This is a genomic window from Halomonas halocynthiae DSM 14573 (genome assembly GCF_000425725.1).
GTDB lineage: Bacteria > Pseudomonadota > Gammaproteobacteria > Pseudomonadales > Halomonadaceae > Halomonas > Halomonas halocynthiae.
Genome location: NZ_AUDZ01000014.1, coordinates 109,064 through 124,311, shown reverse-complemented (window position 1 = coordinate 124,311; position 15,248 = coordinate 109,064). Strand labels below are relative to the sequence as shown.

Below are 15,248 nucleotides of genomic sequence, written 5' to 3'. Positions count from 1 at the left end.
AAGGACATCCCATGACTGCACCCGCCCGCCCGCTTGGTATCACTGATGTGGTGCTCCGTGATGCACACCAGTCGCTGTTTGCCACCCGTCTGCGTCTTGATGACATGCTGCCGATTGCTGAGAAGCTCGACAATATTGGCTTTTGGTCGCTAGAAACCTGGGGTGGAGCTACCTTCGACAGCTGCATTCGTTACCTAGGCGAAGATCCTTGGGAGCGTATTCGTGCATTGAAAGAAGCCATGCCCAATACGCCACAGCAAATGTTACTGCGTGGTCAAAACTTGCTGGGTTATCGGCATTACGCTGACGATGTGGTTGAGCGTTTTGTCGAGCGAGCACGGACTAATGGTGTCGATGTGTTCCGTGTCTTTGATGCCATGAATGATCCACGAAACCTGGAGTGTGCCATTAAAGCGGTGCGCAATAATGAAGGGCATGCTCAGGGCACTATTTCTTATACCATCAGCCCAGTGCACACCATGGATAGCTGGGTAGAGCTGGCATGCACGGTCGCTGACATGGGGGCTGATTCGCTAGCGATTAAGGACATGGCGGGTTTGCTGACGCCTTATGATGCCTTTGAGCTGGTGACGCGGCTGAAAAAAGTGCTGGATATTCCGATTCATATGCAGTGTCACGCGACGACGGGCATGTCGACTGCCACCGCTCTCAAGGCCGTGGAGGCTGGCATTGATAATGTCGATACTGCTATCTCGTCGATGTCTATGACGTATGGCCACAGCCCCACCGAGTCACTGGTGGCGATACTCAAGGGAACCGAGCGCGATACCGGCCTCGACCTGGAAAAACTTGAAGACATTGCGGCCTATTTTCGTGACGTGCGTAAAAAATATGCCGCCTTTGAAGGCTCACTCAAGGGTATTGATTCGCGCATTCTGGTCGCTCAAGTGCCGGGCGGCATGCTGACCAATATGGAAAGCCAGCTTAAAGAGCAAGGTGCGGGAGATAAGCTCGATGATGTTCTGCTGGAAATTCCACGAGTACGCGAGGACTTGGGGTTTATTCCATTAGTAACGCCCACTTCGCAAATTGTTGGCACCCAAGCGGTAATGAACGTGATGATGGGTGAGCGCTATCAGTCCATTAGTCAGGAAGTTCAAGCCTTGCTTAAAGGTGAGTACGGTGCCGCGCCTGCTGAGTTTAATAGGGAGTTACAGGCGCGGGTGTTAGATGGAGGAGAGCCAATCGTCTGCCGTCCTGCAGACAAGCTATCGCCCGAGATGGAACGTTTGTCTGCAGAGCTGGCCGAGAAAGCCAAGGCTGATGATATACGCTTGGCTGAAGGGGAAGGCCGAGTCGATGATGTGCTGACTTATGCGCTCTTTCCGCAAATTGGTTTGAAATTCCTCAGTAACCGCGACAACCCTGATGCCTTTGAGCCAGCGCCACAAGCGCCGAGCACTCAGCCCGCGCCAGCTTCGGCAGCTCCCACGACTGCCCCCTCTGCAGCGGCTTCTGGTCCTGAGACCTACACCGTTACAGTGAATGGCAAAGCCTATGTGGTGGAGGTAGCTGAGGGGGGGGAGCTTGGTCAGGTTCAAGAGCAGGGTAACTCCCAGGCTCAGCTTGAGCCACGCGTGACAAGTGCTGCTGGCCCAGAAACGTCGGGCGAAGCGTTGGTTGCGCCGATGGCCGGCAATATTTTTAAGGTGAATGTCAGTGTGGGTGATAGCGTGACCGAAGGCGATGTAGTGATCATTCTTGAAGCCATGAAAATGGAAGTACCCGTGCGAGCCACAACCTCTGGCAAGGTGTCGGCAGTGCAGGTAAGCGAAGGCAGCAGTGTGGCTGTCGGTGATCCCCTGCTGACGCTTTGAGGAAATAACGCAATGAGCGAAGAACTGTTAACGCTTTGGCATGGGTCTGGGCTATATCACCTGAGTCTGGGTCAGGCCGTGATGATTATTGTTGGCCTGTTACTGCTGTGGCTGGCTATCCATAAGAAATTTGAACCGCTGCTGCTGGTGCCGATTGGCTTTGGTGGGATTTTGGCTAACATCCCTGAGGCGGGGCTTGCATTGTCTGCCGCTGAACAGGCCGCTCATCTGGCTAAGCCGGAGGTGCTGCAATCGTTAGCACAGGTGCTGGGTGTTCCGCTTGATCCAGGGGCGAGTGTTGATGTTTGGCGCCAGTTGATCAATGACCAGTTGATGAGCGGCACGTCAGCGGCATCAGAGCGCATGGCCGATGATATTGCCATGGATGCAGGCTTTTCTGCTGGGGTGCTGTATCAGTTTTATAGCGTTGCTATTGCCTCGGGTATTGCGCCGCTGGTCATTTTTATGGGCGTGGGTGCGATGACTGATTTTGGTCCTCTGCTGGCTAACCCACGCACGCTGTTTCTTGGCGCGGCGGCTCAGTTCGGTATTTTTGCTACCTTGCTGGGTGCGGTGGCGATGACCTCATACGGATGGATGGACTTCACGCTTAAGCAAGCAGCGGCTATTGGTATTATTGGTGGCGCTGATGGCCCTACCTCAATTTATGTGTCGAGCTTGTTAGCGCCTGAGCTGTTGGGGGCCATTGCGGTGGCATCGTACTCGTACATGGCGCTGGTGCCATTGATACAGCCGCCGATCATGCGTGCCTTAACGACGCAGCGCGAGCGTAATATCGTGATGACACAGCTGCGCCGAGTGTCACGGTTGGAAAAAATCGTTTTTCCGTTGGCATTGTTGATACTGGTTGCACTCTTTCTGCCAGATGCTGCGCCGCTGTTAGGTATGTTTTGTTTTGGCAACCTGATGCGTGAGTGTGGCGTGGTAGAGCGGTTGTCAGATACGGCGCAGAATGCCTTGATTAATATCGTGACTATCTTCTTGGGGCTTTCGGTGGGCTCCAAGTTGATGGCAGACCGGTTTCTGGCAGTGGAGACACTTGGAATACTTGGGCTGGGGATGGTGGCGTTTGCTATCGGTACAGCGTGCGGGATTCTGATGGCTAAGCTGATGAACACAGTCAGCCGTATGCCGATCAATCCATTGATTGGTTCGGCGGGAGTGTCGGCTGTGCCGATGGCGGCCAGGGTATCTAACAAGGTTGGCCTGGAGTCCAATCCGCATAATTTCTTGTTGATGCATGCCATGGGGCCGAACGTCGCTGGTGTTATTGGCTCGGCAGTTGCTGCGGGGATGATGATCAAATATTTGGGCTGATTTGATGTTGTAGGCGGTCAGGCAGCTGTAGGTGCCCGGCCGCTATTCAGTTGGGTCTAACAGGCGAACGCGACCTTTGAGGCGCGCCGTAAGGGCGCTGATGTCACGCGGTGTTTCGCGCGGCCAGCCAAGAGTTAACACGACGCCTTGAGCATCATATTCCACGGTGTTGATGGGAATGTCGTGCTCGCTACACCAGTGACGCGTTTCGGCTTCTCCGGCAAAATCGACTTGCAGACGCAGTGCATTGCGCTCAACAATCTCGCTGCGAGGTAGGTTGACTAATGCGTCGCTGACCGCCTGCGCATAGGCGCGCGCAAGGCCTCCAGTGCCTAGTTTGATACCACCAAAGTAGCGAATGACAACGCAGCCAACCTGGCCTAGCCCCGAGCCTTCTAGTACTTGGTACATTGGTCGGCCTGCGGTGCCGCCGGGTTCGCCATCGTCAGAGAAACCGATAGCATTTTGTTCGCCAGGCGGGCCCGCGATGAATGCGCTGCAGTGGTGAGAGGCCGAGGGGTGCTGCTGTCGAGCCTTATTGAGTAGTGCGTCAAACTCCGCTGTACTAGGCGCGTGACATAGCCAGGTTAAGAAACGGCTGCGCTCTATTTCCAAGCTCGTAGCGTAATGCTCTTCAGGAGAAAGATCGGGTATCGGGTAGCGCATCAGTGAGTGATTTCCGGTTGGCGAACCACCCCCATTACCATACCAAGGACCTGGATGTCGCAGTTGCGCAGGTGGATGGGGGCCATGTGCTGATTGGCCGGCTGTAGACGGACGCCGGACTTCTCAATATACAACTTCTTTAGAGTGACTTCTTGGTCGTTGATCATGACCACGGCTGTTTCGCCGTTTTCGGCACTTTCGCGTTGTTCAATCACAATAACGTCGCCGTCAAATATGTTGCAGTCCACCATGGAATTTCCACAGACCCGTAGAGCATAGGTGTTGCGTCTGACCATGCTGGCGGGCACCTCAATACTGCCATTTTCCAAGCACGCATCAATCGGCATGCCAGCAGAAATGCGGCCTAGAAACGGAATTTCTATCAGTTCGTCAGCCTCGGTAGCTGCCCAGGCGCTGGCGATGGGGAGGTTGGGTTGGCGTATCAGATACTGTAAACAATGAGCTGCAGGTGAGGGCATGAGAGAATACCTCTGTCTTTGTCTGTTTGTTTATACAGTGAATGATCAGCATAACAGGAGTTCAGAATGTGGCAAGCGGCTTTTATGGTCTGTTGTCCTGTGGGTCGCAGGAAAGGCGCTATCATCTGCCTGCGACTGGCTGTCGCGCTTGGCTTGGCTGGCTGTTAAGGGTCTTTCCGTGTACAGTTTCGGCCGCAAATGACTTGATGGGAGAGTGTTTTGAGCCTGCGACTTCAAGCCCGAAAACTTGCCTGTGAACGGGATGATCGCTGGCTGTTTCGTGACCTCGACCTTACCCTGAACGCCGGTGAAATACTGCGTATCGAAGGCCCCAATGGCAGTGGAAAAACCACGCTGCTGAAAATTCTGTCTGGGCAGCTGGGTGACTATGATGGTGAGCTGTCCTGGTGCGGTCAGCCGATGCGTCAGGTGAGGCGTGATTTTTTGGCTAACCTCATCTATTTAGGGCATGCGCCAGGTGTTAAAGCGGCGTTAACCCCGCTTGAGAATTTAGCTTGGTATCAAGCGTTGGCGGGGGAGGCGAGAGCCGGAAAATCCGGGCATGCGTTGCGTATGGCGGCGCTTGACTCTATCGGGCTGGGCGGCTTTGAAGATATTCCCGCTGGGCAGTTGTCTGCCGGTCAGCAGCGTCGTGTGGCGCTGGCTAGGCTGGAGCTTATCCCGCGAGCCCTATGGGTGCTGGATGAGCCTTTTACGGCAATTGATCAAAATGGTGTTGCGGCTCTTGAGGCGCGTTTGATCACGCATGTGCGTCGTGGTGGCTCAGTGCTGGTAACCACACATCATGTAATGAAAGCCAGTGCCAGGCTGCGCAGTGTCCGGCTGGGAGATGATTGACGTGAGTGTTAACACAAAACCGACAGGCACCGTTGAGAGTCTGTTGGTATCAGAGCCTGAGGGCGGTCTGATAGGTGCCATCAAAGCGACGCTAGTGCGTGACATGACGTTACTGTTGCGCCGCCGTGGAGAGATGCTAAATCCGCTGGTATTTTTCGCGTTAGTCATTACGTTGTTTCCGATTGGAATTTCTCCTGAGGCCGAGACGCTGGCTGCTATTGCGCCGGGTCTGTTGTGGGTTGCTGCGTTGCTGGCGGCGTTGCTATCGCTGGATAGCTTGTTTCGCGGTGATCATGATGATGGTGCCCTTGAGCAGTTACTGCTTTCACCGCATCCGCTGCCACTGCTGGCGCTGACTAAAGTAGCAGTACATTGGTTGATGACTGGGCTGCCGCTGGCGTTGATGGCTCCGCTACTTGGTGTCATGTTGGCGCTTCCTTCTGGTAGTTATGTGGTGTTGGCTGTGTCGCTGGCACTGGGCAGTGCGATATTAAGCTTGGTTGGTGCTATCGGTGCGGCGCTGACGGTAGGGTTGGCACGTGGGGGAGTGTTAGTATCATTGTTGGTATTGCCGCTTTATATACCCGTGTTGATTTTTGGTGCAGGCGCCGTCCAGGCCGCAGTCAGTGGCGCTAATGTGGCGGCACATTTGGCAATTCTCGGCGCTTTGTTAGCGGTGGCATTAGGGCTTGCCCCTTTTGCTATTGCTGCGTCATTGCGTATCAGTCTTAACGGTTGAGGTAAACACACCGCATGTGGGCCTTTATACATAAGCTCGGTTCTCCCAAGTGGTTTTATGCCATTAGTGCGCGCTTGTTACCCTGGTTGTGGGTGGCAGCGGTGGCGCTGATTGTTACTGGTAGCATCTGGGGGCTGCTATACGCCCCTGCGGACTATCAGCAGGGCAACAGCTTCCGCATCATTTATGTGCATGTGCCAGCGGCATTCTTGGCCCAATCAGTTTTTGTCAGCATGGCAGCCGCTGGGCTGGTGTTCATGGTGTGGAAGATCAAAGTTGCTGATATGGCCGCTGCGATGATGGCCCCACTGGGTGCCTGTATGACGTTTGTGGCGCTATTTTCAGGTGCGGTATGGGGAGTGCCGACCTGGGGGACTTGGTGGCAGTGGGATGCTCGGTTAACGTCGATGTTGATTCTGTTTTTTCTGTATATCGGTGTGATTGCTTTACGCGGCGCCTTTACTAGCCGTGATGCAGGAGCACGGGCCGCATCGGTGTTGGCACTTGTTGGTGTTATTAATATTCCCATCATCAAATATTCGGTGGACTGGTGGTATACCCTGCATCAGACGGCCAGTTTTACCTTTACATCGCGCCCCGCTATGCCAGCACAAATGTATGTACCGTTGTTGCTGATGGTGTTGGGTTTTTACTGTTTCTTTATTGCGTTAACGCTGACACGTACGCGCACTGAAATTTTGCGTCGTGAAGGCAGTAAACGCTGGGTTCGTCAACTGGTGGAGGGTCGGCTGTAATGGCGTTTGACTCGCTAACTGAATTTTTTGCCATGGGCGGCCATGGCGCTTATGTGTGGGCGGCTTGGGGGGCGACGGGCCTGTTGTTAATTGTTTTGGTTATCCATGCTCGGCTAGAGCAGCGTAAAGCGCTGCAAATGCTGCGCCGAAGGTTTCGTCGTGAGCAGCAACACGCTGCCAGCGTCACCGTTTCATCTGACACGTTATCTGAGAGAGGGCATACCCATGAACGCCAAGCGTAAGCAGAAGCTTTATATCATTCTGGCGCTAGTCGGCTTGGCCGCAGTCGCGGTAGGGCTTGCTCTGTTCGCTTTGCGTAGCAATATCAACCTGTTTTTCAGTCCCATACAAATTGCCGAAGGCAAAGCACCGATAGAGCGCCAGATTCGTGCTGGCGGTATGGTGCGCGAAGGCAGTGTTGAACGCGACCTGGACAGCCTGGATGTGTCCTTTACGGTGACTGACTACATCGAAGATGTTGAGGTGCGTTATAGCGGTATCCTGCCTGACCTGTTTCGTGAAGGGCAGGGTGTCGTCGTGGTTGGTAGCCTGCAGCCCGAGGGTTGGATACGCGCAGACCAAGTCTTGGCGCGTCATGATGAGAACTATATGCCCCCCGAGGTGGCTGAGGCGCTGGAAGCTTCTGGTTATTCTCCGGCGGATTACAAGGAAAAGGCTGAAGAAGTCTCGAAGCGTGTTGAAGATAACGCTGCATCTACCCAGAATTGACCCGGAGTCGAGATGTTTACCAAGATGATTCCTGAGCTTGGCCACTTTGCGCTGATTATTGCGCTGTTGATGTCGGCTATTCAGGCGGTAGTACCGCTAGCAGGTGCAGCGACGCGCCGCCCGCTATGGATGGCTTATGCTCGGCCTATGGCGGTTGGGCAGTTTGCTTTTCTGGTGGTTGCCTACGGCTGCCTGACGTTCAGCTACATGGTTGATGACTTCAGCGTGGCGAACGTCGCCAATAACTCTAATTCGATGTTGCCGTGGTATTACAAGTTCAGTGCAGTATGGGGAAACCATGAAGGTTCAGTGTTGCTGTGGAGCCTCATGTTGGCAGCCTGGACGTTCGCTGTCAGCGTGTTTTCACGCAACTTACCCCGCGATGTGCTGGCCCGAGTGCTGGGCGTTATGGGGCTGGTAAGTCTGGGTTTTCTGGCCTTTGTATTAATAACGTCAAATCCCTTTGAGCGCTTGTTGCCCAATGCGCCAACGGATGGGGCCGATCTCAATCCGCTGTTGCAGGATTTCGGCCTGATTATTCATCCGCCGATGTTGTACATGGGATATGTGGGTTTCTCGGTGGTGTTTGCTTTCGCGATAGCTGCATTGTTGGGCGGGCGTTTGGATGCTGCCTGGGCCCGCTGGGCGCGCCCTTGGACCAACATTGCTTGGTCGTTCCTGACAGTCGGCATTGCATTGGGTAGCTGGTGGGCTTATTACGAGTTGGGCTGGGGCGGCTGGTGGTTCTGGGACCCGGTGGAAAATGCCTCGCTGTTGCCATGGCTTGCGGGTACGGCTTTGATTCATTCGTTAGCGGTGACCGAGAAGCGTGGCTCGTTCAAGAGCTGGACGGTGTTGCTGGCCATCTCGACCTTTTCGTTGTCGCTGCTGGGCACCTTTCTGGTGCGCTCTGGGGTGCTGACATCCGTACACGCTTTTGCTAACGACCCGTCACGCGGACTGTTCATTCTTGCTCTGCTGGGGCTGACTGTTGGCGCCTCACTATTACTCTTTGCGTTGCGTGCCCCAAGGGTCAGTCACCAAATCGGGTTCAGCTGGTTGTCGCGTGACGCGCTGTTGCTGATCAACAATATTGTGCTGGTGATCATTACCGTTACCGTGCTGCTGGGAACGGTCTATCCGCTGCTTTTGGATGCCCTCAATCTGGGCAAGATTAGTGTGGGGCCTCCCTACTTTAATGCGCTCTTTGTTCCGTTGACTGTGATTTTGTGCCTGTTCATGGGGATTGGCCCGTTGGCGCGCTGGAAGCGCAGTGATCTGGGATGGCTAATCAGACGCACTTGGCTGTCGGGCGTGGTGGCATTGGTGTTGGCTGCAGTCATTCCTTTTATATACGACGGCGAATGGAATCTGCAGGTCAGCTTAGGGCTTGCTATCGCGTTATGGATTGTCCTGCCGATGCTGAGAGACCTGTTCGACAAGAGCCGTCATCGTCATGGACGTATGGCCGGGTTGCGTCGCCTATCACCAGCCTATTGGGGTATGGTCCTCGGTCACCTGGGTGTGGCGGTCAGTATTATCGGTGTAGCCGTGGTATCTAACTATGCCATTGAGCGTAATGTGCGTATGGCCGTTGGCGATAGCGTACAAGTCGCTGGTTACACCTTTACTATGACTGAGCTTGGGAGTCGCCGAGGCCCTAACTTTGTCGCTGATACAGCCCGAATCAAGGTTCAAAAAGGAGAGAGTCAGAGTCACTTTGTCATGTCTCCAGAGAAGCGCTTGTATATCGCCCGTGGTATGCCGATGACGGATGTGGCACTGCGCCCAGGGCTGTTCCGTGATCTTTATCTGGCCATGGGGGAAGACTTAGGTGATGGCAGCTGGGCTATGCGGGTTCAGTACAAACCTTTCATACGCTGGCTGTGGTTGGGTGCGTTATTGATGGCGTTGGGTGGTGTGCTGGCAGTGGCAGATCGACGTTATCGCCGCACGGCAACCGCCACGAAAGTGACTGGCCATAGCGCTGGTCAGGGTGAGCAAGGTGCTGGTGCTAACTTTCAGGAGGCAAGAACATGAAGCGTCGTTTATTGCTTGCCATACCATTGATCGTTTTTGTGGTGTTTGGTGTGTTCCTATATCAGGGGCTGGGCATGAATCCCTTTGACCGGGAGTCGGCACTGAAGACCAAGAAGTTCCCCGAGTTCACTTTACCGGCGCTGGAAGACCCTGAGCGCCAACTGAGCAACGCAGATCTTGAGGGCGAAGTCACGCTGGTTAATGTGTGGGGAGAGTGGTGCCCTACCTGTAAACAGGAAATGCCCCAACTGCTGGCCCTGGCGAACCAGGGGGTGCGGTTAGTGGGTGTTGACTATAAAGATACTCGAACCAAAGGATTGCAGTTTCTTGATGAGTTCGGCAATCCGTTTGAATTCAATGTTTTTGATGCTGATGGCAGCTTAGGGTTTGATCTTGGTGTTTATGGCGCGCCAGAAACATTCCTTATTGACGCCCAGGGAGTCATTCGCTACCACCATACAGGTTATATCAAGCCTGAAGATGTGCGGGATACCATCTTGCCGGAGGTTGAAAAATGGCGTCAGTGAATCGCGCTCTAGGACTTGTGTTGTTATCACTGGCCGCGTTGCTCTCGGTGATGGCGGCTCAGGCGGAAAGTATCGAAATCCGTCAATTTGATAACCCAGTGACTGAGCAGCGCTACCAGTCCTTAACGGCGAGTCTGCGTTGCCCGAAGTGCCAGAACCAGGCTATCGACGACTCTGACTCACCGATTGCTGGTGATATGCGTGATCGAGTGTACCTACTGTTGCAGGATGGTCGCTCTGACCGTGAAGTACTGGATTTTATGGTGGAGCGGTTTGGTGACTACGTGCTGTATAACCCCCGCCTTGAAGGTCGCACCATGTTGTTGTGGGGGTTGCCAGCGGGATTGTTGCTGGTCGGTGGCTTATTCATGATTCTGCTTGTGCGTTCACGTCGCAAGGCGTCTGTTAAAGCCTTGAGTGATGAAGAGCGTGCACGCCTTGATGCCCTGACCAAGCGGGAGAAAATATCATGATTTTGCTATGGCTAGCGTTTGCCATATTGCTGATACCGGCGCTGTGGTTGGTCATTCTGCCGTTGCGCCGTGCTGGCGTCTTTCGTCAAGCCCAAGTCGATTACGAAACACGAGATGGCACGGTTGAGCTTAACCTTGCTGTGCACCAGCGTCGGTTGGCTTCGCTTGAAGCGGCCTTTGAGCGCGGTGAGATTGATCGCGAACGCTATGACAATGATCGTACTGAGCTTGAGCGCAGCCTGCTGGATGATACCGCATCGCAACAGCGCCGACCGCTCAAGGCGGCTGGCTCTGGAAAACCGCTTGTGCCCGTTTTATTGATCGGTATGGCGGTTGCAGGGATTGGCTGGTACCAGGTGCAGGGCGCGGCGGGTGACTTGTCGCTGTATCAGGCGCAGCATGAGGTTCTGACGTCGCCGGATGGCAATGTTGATAGCTTGATTGCTCGTCTTGAGCAAGAGGCGCAGCACCAGCCCGGCAACCCTAACGTATGGCGCTCACTGTATCCGCTGTATCGCGATAGTGGACGCACCTCAGAGGCGCGTTCTACGTTGGAGCAGCTAATCGTATTGGAAGGCCGAAAAACCTGGCTTGTGGCTGAGTTATCTGAGCTGCGTTATTTTACGGAAGGCCGCAATCTTAATGGCGAGGTTGGGGAGCTGGTTGATGAAGTATTGGCCAAAGAGTCTGCTCAGCCCAAGGTGTTGGGCATTCTAGGTATTGATGCCTATGAAAGCGGTGAGTATGAGCAAGCGATTGCTCATTGGCGCAATGCCATTGCTGGCATGAGTGACCCGAATGCCGCTGAGTCGTTACGCCAAGGCATTAAGTCAGCACAGCAGCGTTTGGGTGTCGAGCCCGAGACCCGCGAAGAGAGCATTGCGACTGGCTCTGATATTACGCTTGAGATTAGCTTGGCGCCGTCGTTGAGCGGCCGTCTGCCAGACGCTACCGCTGTGTTTGTCGTGGCCCGTGATACGGCAGGTGAGCTGCCACCGCTGGCAATTCAGCGCGCGACTCTGGCCCAGCTACCGTTGACGTTGACGCTGAATGACACGCACGCCATGGCACCCGGGGCTAGCCTGTCGCAAGTGGATAACGCCAATATCGTGGTCAGGGTATCTGCCAGTGGTCAGGCGACACCGCAGCCGGGTGATTTGATGGGGCAGTTAGAAGGCGTTGCTGTGGGTAGCGGTGATGCGCAGTCGTTAGTGATTGACCAGGTCATCGAATAATTTATGTGGTCTGATTTATGCAGTTGACCTCGATCCGTCTGGCAGGCTTTAAGTCGTTTGTCGACCCAGTAACAGTGCCGTTTCAGGGCAATATGACCGCGGTTGTTGGCCCTAATGGCTGCGGTAAGTCCAATATTATTGATGCGGTGCGCTGGGTGATGGGAGAGTCGTCAGCCAAAACGCTGCGCGGTGACTCGATGACTGATGTCATCTTTAACGGTTCCACAGGCCGTAAGCCGGTAGGGCAAGCCTCCATAGAGCTGCGTTTTGACAATCGAGAAGGCAAATTGGGTGGAGCCTATGCCCAGTATGCTGAGATTTCAGTAAAACGTGTCGTCACCCGAGACGCTCAGTCCAGTTATTTCTTTAATGGTCAGAAATGCCGTCGGCGTGATATCGCCGACCTGTTTCTTGGTACCGGCCTGGGGCCGCGCTCTTACGCGATTATCGGGCAAGGTATGATTTCACGCCTGATTGAATCTCGCCCAGAGGAGCTGCGCTCCACTCTGGAAGAAGCGGCAGGTATCTCCAAGTACAAAGAGCGACGCCGAGAGACGGAAAACCGCATGCGGCGTACCCAGGAAAATCTGGACCGCTTGGAAGATATCCGTGATGAGCTTGATAAGCAGCTTGAACGACTTCGCCGCCAAGCCGAAGCGGCACGACGTTATCAAACCCTGAAACAGGAAGAGCATCGCCTCAAAGGTGAGCTTGCGTTGCTGCGTGGGCGAGACTTGCGGGTTCGTCAAAGTGAAGAAGAAGGGCGTGTTCGTGAACTGGAAACCGGCGTTGAACGAGAAGTGCTTGGGCTTCGTCAGTGCGAGTCGCGCCTTGAAGAAGCGCGCGTGGGTCATGATCAGCTGGCGGGCGAGCTGGAGCAGCGCCAAAGCCGCTTTTATGAAACGACTACCGCGATAGCGCGATTAGAACAAGACCTAGAGCATGCACGAGCAAGCGATCAGCAGCTGGCGCGTGACTTGGGTAACGCGCGCCGTGAACTTAGCGAAATGGATCAGCTCGGTGAAAGCGATAAGCAGCGCTTGCAACGCCTAGAGGAGCGTTTGGAAACGCTGGGTCCTGAGCAGGAAGAGGTCGCTGAGCAACTCGCTGAGCTTGAAGCCGCGCTTGAAGAGGGCGAGCCGCAAGCTGAAGAGGCTGACACTCAATGGGAAGCCTTTGGGGAGCAATGGCAGGCAGATAGCCGAGCCGCTGAGCGTGCGCAAGACCGGTTGCGTGAACAGGAATTACGCTTGACGCGTATCGAGGCCGACCTGCGCAAACGGCGTGAGCAACGGCAAGAACTGGCTGATATTGCTGCTCTTGAAGCACAAAGAAGCGAAACGGCTGAACAGTTGGCTGAATTGACGCAGCGTCTCGAAGACAGCGAATTGCGCCGTGAAGAAAGTCAGGTGGGTCGTGATGCTGCGCGTGAAGCGGTGCGTACGGCTGAAACCCTGCGAGAAGAGCACCGCAGCCGACGCAGCATGCTGCAGGGGGAGTTAGCCTCACTTGAGGCGCTGATCCAGGCGGCGCTGGCCGACCATGATGATAGCTTAGATGCGTACCTCGCCTCTCATGGGTTGGCCGATGCGCCGCGCCTCGGCGAGCAGCTGGAGGTGCGCGAAGGGTGGGAAGAAAGTGTGGCTTGGGTGCTATCGCCTTGGTTGCGCGCACGGGTTGTGCCAGCCAATGCTGCCCGAGCATTGTTAGATGAGCCGTCCACTGCTGAGCTTGGCTTGCTGGATGACGACACGAGTCGCAGCATGCTAGGCCCCGCGGTTCCGGGTAGTCTGGCAGAACATGTTGTGGGAGCCGGCGGCGTTGCGAGCTGGCTGACGCGTATTCGTTGTGTCGACTCTCGAACGGCAGCGTGGCAAGGCCAAGCTGAACTAGATGAGGGCGAAAGCCTAATTACCGCTGATGGATTGTGGGTAGGGCGTGGCTGGGTGCGGCAGCGTGGCAGTGCTGACGGAGTCGACACCTTGCTGGTTAGTCGCCGCCGTGAGGCAGACGTGCGTGAGGCCCTAGAGCATACCGAGCAGCAGTTGGAGGAATGTGACGCCCGTCTTGATGAGGCGGTTAACCAGGTTACCAGTGCTGAAGAAGCATTAGAGCAGTTAAGGCTAGAGCAGCGGGAGTTGGAGCAGCAGCGTCAGCAACTGGCCGTGACAGACAGCAGTTTAAGCAGCCGCTTGGAACATATGCAGCGTCGCGCTGAAGAGCTGGATCAAGAAAGCGAAAGCCTGGCTGAGTCGGGTGAAGAAGCTCGGATAGCCATTGAAGAAATTCGCGAGCAGTGGCAGTTGGCGCTTGGTCGCTTGGACGAGGCCGCTGAAACGCGCGAACGACTTGAACGTCAGCGCCAGCAGGCGAGAGAGCAATTGACAGCATTGCGCACGCGCCAGCGGCCGCTGGCTGAGCGAGCTCAGCAGCTGGCACTGGAAATGCAGCGCCTGATGACAGAGCGGACTGGGCTTGCTGAGCAGCAAAACCGAGCAGGAGAGGCGCGCGAGCGGTTGACACTTCGTTGCGCTGAGCTTGAAGCGGCGCGTGAGAACCTTCAAGAACCAGGGGAAGAATGTCGAGAGCAGCTTGATGAATTGCTTCACCGGCGTGAGCGTGAAGAACACGCCCTTAATGATGCGCGTAGCCGAGGGGCGACACTGGCGGAAAGCCTGCGTACCGACGAGCAAGCGCGCCAGGCCCATGAACGTAAGCTGGAAGCGATGCGCGAGCAGTTACAGGAAGCACGCATGCAGATGCAGGCGCTGGCATTGAAGGCTGAGTCGCATGATGAGCAGTTGCGAGAGCTTGGGCATGATAGTGAAGCGCTATTGGCGTCGCTAGCTGACGACGCTACGGAATCTGCTTGGCAAACGCGCCTTGAGGAAACCGGTGAACGTATTCGGCGGCTGGGCGCCATTAATCTGGCAGCCATTGAAGAGTACGATCAGCAAGCCGAGCGGCGTAACTATCTTGAAGCTCAGCAAGACGAACTGAATGAAGCGTTGCAGACGCTAGATCGAGCTATTCGGCGTATTGACCAGGAAACCCGAGCCCGTTTTCGTGACATATTTGAGCGGGTGAATAACGGATTACAAAGCCTTTTTCCCAAGGTCTTTGGCGGCGGAACCGCATGGTTAACCCTAACGGGCGAGGATTTGCTTGAGACAGGCGTGGCGATCATGGCGCGCCCGCCGGGAAAGAAAAATAGCACCATACATTTGTTGTCTGGGGGAGAAAAAGCGCTGACAGCATTGTCATTGGTATTTGCTATCTTCCAACTTAATCCGGCACCTTTTTGTATGCTTGATGAAGTTGATGCCCCATTAGATGACGCCAATGTGGGACGCTATGCCAAGCTGGTCAAAGATATGTCGGAAACAGTTCAGTTCATCTATATTACCCATAATAAGATTGCGATGGAGGCAGCTGAGCGGTTAATGGGTGTGACTATGCAAGAGCCAGGTGTTTCTCGACTTGTGTCGGTGGGAATCGACGAGGCCGCTACGTTGGCGCAGTCATGACTCAGTCAGTCTTGGATGTAATTCATAAAATATGTATCAGTTTT

14 protein-coding genes are annotated in these 15,248 nt (G+C 54.9%); 12 read left to right on the top strand and 2 right to left on the bottom strand.

The features are described from left to right. The first annotated feature begins 11 nt into the window (after nt 1-11). A complete protein-coding gene (oadA, locus tag H616_RS0102510; protein ID WP_027965946.1) occupies nt 12-1,838 on the top strand; it encodes a sodium-extruding oxaloacetate decarboxylase subunit alpha in 1,827 nt (608 codons plus the stop codon). 12 nt (nt 1,839-1,850) lie between these two features. Then, nucleotides 1,851-3,176, top strand: coding sequence for a sodium ion-translocating decarboxylase subunit beta (locus H616_RS0102505; RefSeq protein WP_027965945.1), 1,326 nt, complete (start codon nt 1,851-1,853; stop codon nt 3,174-3,176). 42 nt (nt 3,177-3,218) lie between these two features. Here H616_RS0102505 and H616_RS0102500 read toward each other — a convergent pair whose 3' ends face one another. Together H616_RS0102500 and H616_RS0102495 are read right to left on the bottom strand one after the other, a co-directional pair. Beyond that, nucleotides 3,219-3,842: an IMPACT family protein gene (locus H616_RS0102500; protein WP_027965944.1), complete on the bottom strand. Its 624-nt coding sequence runs from the start codon at nt 3,840-3,842 to the stop codon at nt 3,219-3,221. Beyond that, nucleotides 3,842-4,321 carry a LexA family protein gene (locus tag H616_RS0102495; RefSeq protein WP_027965943.1) on the bottom strand — a complete coding sequence of 160 codons (480 nt, stop codon included), beginning with the start codon at nt 4,319-4,321 and terminating at the stop codon, nt 3,842-3,844. Before H616_RS0102495 ends, H616_RS0102500 begins: the two co-directional genes overlap by 1 nt. A 219-nt stretch (nt 4,322-4,540) precedes the next feature. On the opposite strand from H616_RS0102495, the gene ccmA reads away from it, so the two are divergent. Genes ccmA through smc form a run of 10 tightly spaced genes read left to right on the top strand, consistent with a single transcriptional unit; the run spans nt 4,541 to nt 15,204 of the window. Beyond that, a complete protein-coding gene (ccmA, locus tag H616_RS0102485) occupies nt 4,541-5,179 on the top strand; it encodes a cytochrome c biogenesis heme-transporting ATPase CcmA (protein ID WP_027965942.1) in 639 nt (212 codons plus the stop codon). Nucleotide 5,180: 1 nt separating this feature from the next. Beyond that, on the top strand, nt 5,181-5,918 hold the full coding sequence (gene ccmB, locus H616_RS0102480) for a heme exporter protein CcmB (RefSeq protein ID WP_027965941.1): 738 nt from the start codon (nt 5,181-5,183) through the stop codon (nt 5,916-5,918). A gap of 14 nt (nt 5,919-5,932) precedes the next feature. Beyond that, nucleotides 5,933-6,673, top strand: coding sequence for a heme ABC transporter permease (locus H616_RS0102475; RefSeq protein ID WP_027965940.1), 741 nt, complete (start codon nt 5,933-5,935; stop codon nt 6,671-6,673). After that, the gene (ccmD, locus tag H616_RS0102470; protein ID WP_027965939.1) at nt 6,673-6,915 is read left to right on the top strand and encodes a heme exporter protein CcmD; all 243 of its coding nucleotides are present in this window, start codon (nt 6,673-6,675) and stop codon (nt 6,913-6,915) included. The genes H616_RS0102475 and ccmD overlap by 1 nt, the downstream gene beginning before the upstream one ends. Then, on the top strand, nt 6,899-7,402 hold the full coding sequence (ccmE, locus tag H616_RS0102465; RefSeq protein ID WP_027965938.1) for a cytochrome c maturation protein CcmE: 504 nt from the start codon (nt 6,899-6,901) through the stop codon (nt 7,400-7,402). Before ccmD ends, ccmE begins: the two co-directional genes overlap by 17 nt. 12 nt (nt 7,403-7,414) lie before the next feature. After that, nucleotides 7,415-9,442, top strand: coding sequence for a heme lyase CcmF/NrfE family subunit (locus H616_RS0102460; protein ID WP_027965937.1), 2,028 nt, complete (start codon nt 7,415-7,417; stop codon nt 9,440-9,442). Then, nucleotides 9,439-9,969 carry a DsbE family thiol:disulfide interchange protein gene (locus H616_RS0102455; protein ID WP_027965936.1) on the top strand — a complete coding sequence of 177 codons (531 nt, stop codon included), beginning with the start codon at nt 9,439-9,441 and terminating at the stop codon, nt 9,967-9,969. The genes H616_RS0102460 and H616_RS0102455 overlap by 4 nt, the downstream gene beginning before the upstream one ends. Next, a complete protein-coding gene (locus tag H616_RS0102450; protein ID WP_027965935.1) occupies nt 9,957-10,442 on the top strand; it encodes a cytochrome c-type biogenesis protein in 486 nt (161 codons plus the stop codon). The genes H616_RS0102455 and H616_RS0102450 overlap by 13 nt, the downstream gene beginning before the upstream one ends. Then, nucleotides 10,439-11,677: a c-type cytochrome biogenesis protein CcmI gene (gene ccmI / locus H616_RS0102445; protein WP_027965934.1), complete on the top strand. Its 1,239-nt coding sequence runs from the start codon at nt 10,439-10,441 to the stop codon at nt 11,675-11,677. The genes H616_RS0102450 and ccmI overlap by 4 nt, the downstream gene beginning before the upstream one ends. Before the next feature lie 17 nt (nt 11,678-11,694). Beyond that, entirely contained in the window at nt 11,695-15,204 is a 3,510-nt protein-coding gene (smc, locus tag H616_RS0102440) for a chromosome segregation protein SMC (RefSeq protein ID WP_027965933.1), read from the top strand. The last annotated feature ends 44 nt before the right edge of the window (nt 15,205-15,248 follow it).

Bases quoted from the DNA above. Each gene is read 5' to 3' on its own strand.
- ccmE (WP_027965938.1), top strand. From the start codon at position 6,899: ATGAACGCCAAGCGTAAGCAGAAGCTTTATATCATTCTGGCGCTAGTC.
- H616_RS0102450 (WP_027965935.1), top strand. From the start codon at position 9,957: ATGGCGTCAGTGAATCGCGCTCTAGGACTTGTGTTGTTATCACTGGCC.
- oadA (WP_027965946.1), top strand. From the start codon at position 12: ATGACTGCACCCGCCCGCCCGCTTGGTATCACTGATGTGGTGCTCCGT.
- smc (WP_027965933.1), top strand. From the start codon at position 11,695: ATGCAGTTGACCTCGATCCGTCTGGCAGGCTTTAAGTCGTTTGTCGAC.
- H616_RS0102475 (WP_027965940.1), top strand. From the start codon at position 5,933: ATGTGGGCCTTTATACATAAGCTCGGTTCTCCCAAGTGGTTTTATGCC.
- ccmI (WP_027965934.1), top strand. From the start codon at position 10,439: ATGATTTTGCTATGGCTAGCGTTTGCCATATTGCTGATACCGGCGCTG.
- H616_RS0102495 (WP_027965943.1), bottom strand. From the start codon at position 4,321: ATGCCCTCACCTGCAGCTCATTGTTTACAGTATCTGATACGCCAACCC.
- ccmD (WP_027965939.1), top strand. From the start codon at position 6,673: ATGGCGTTTGACTCGCTAACTGAATTTTTTGCCATGGGCGGCCATGGC.
- H616_RS0102455 (WP_027965936.1), top strand. From the start codon at position 9,439: ATGAAGCGTCGTTTATTGCTTGCCATACCATTGATCGTTTTTGTGGTG.
- H616_RS0102500 (WP_027965944.1), bottom strand. From the start codon at position 3,842: ATGCGCTACCCGATACCCGATCTTTCTCCTGAAGAGCATTACGCTACG.
- H616_RS0102460 (WP_027965937.1), top strand. From the start codon at position 7,415: ATGTTTACCAAGATGATTCCTGAGCTTGGCCACTTTGCGCTGATTATT.
- H616_RS0102505 (WP_027965945.1), top strand. From the start codon at position 1,851: ATGAGCGAAGAACTGTTAACGCTTTGGCATGGGTCTGGGCTATATCAC.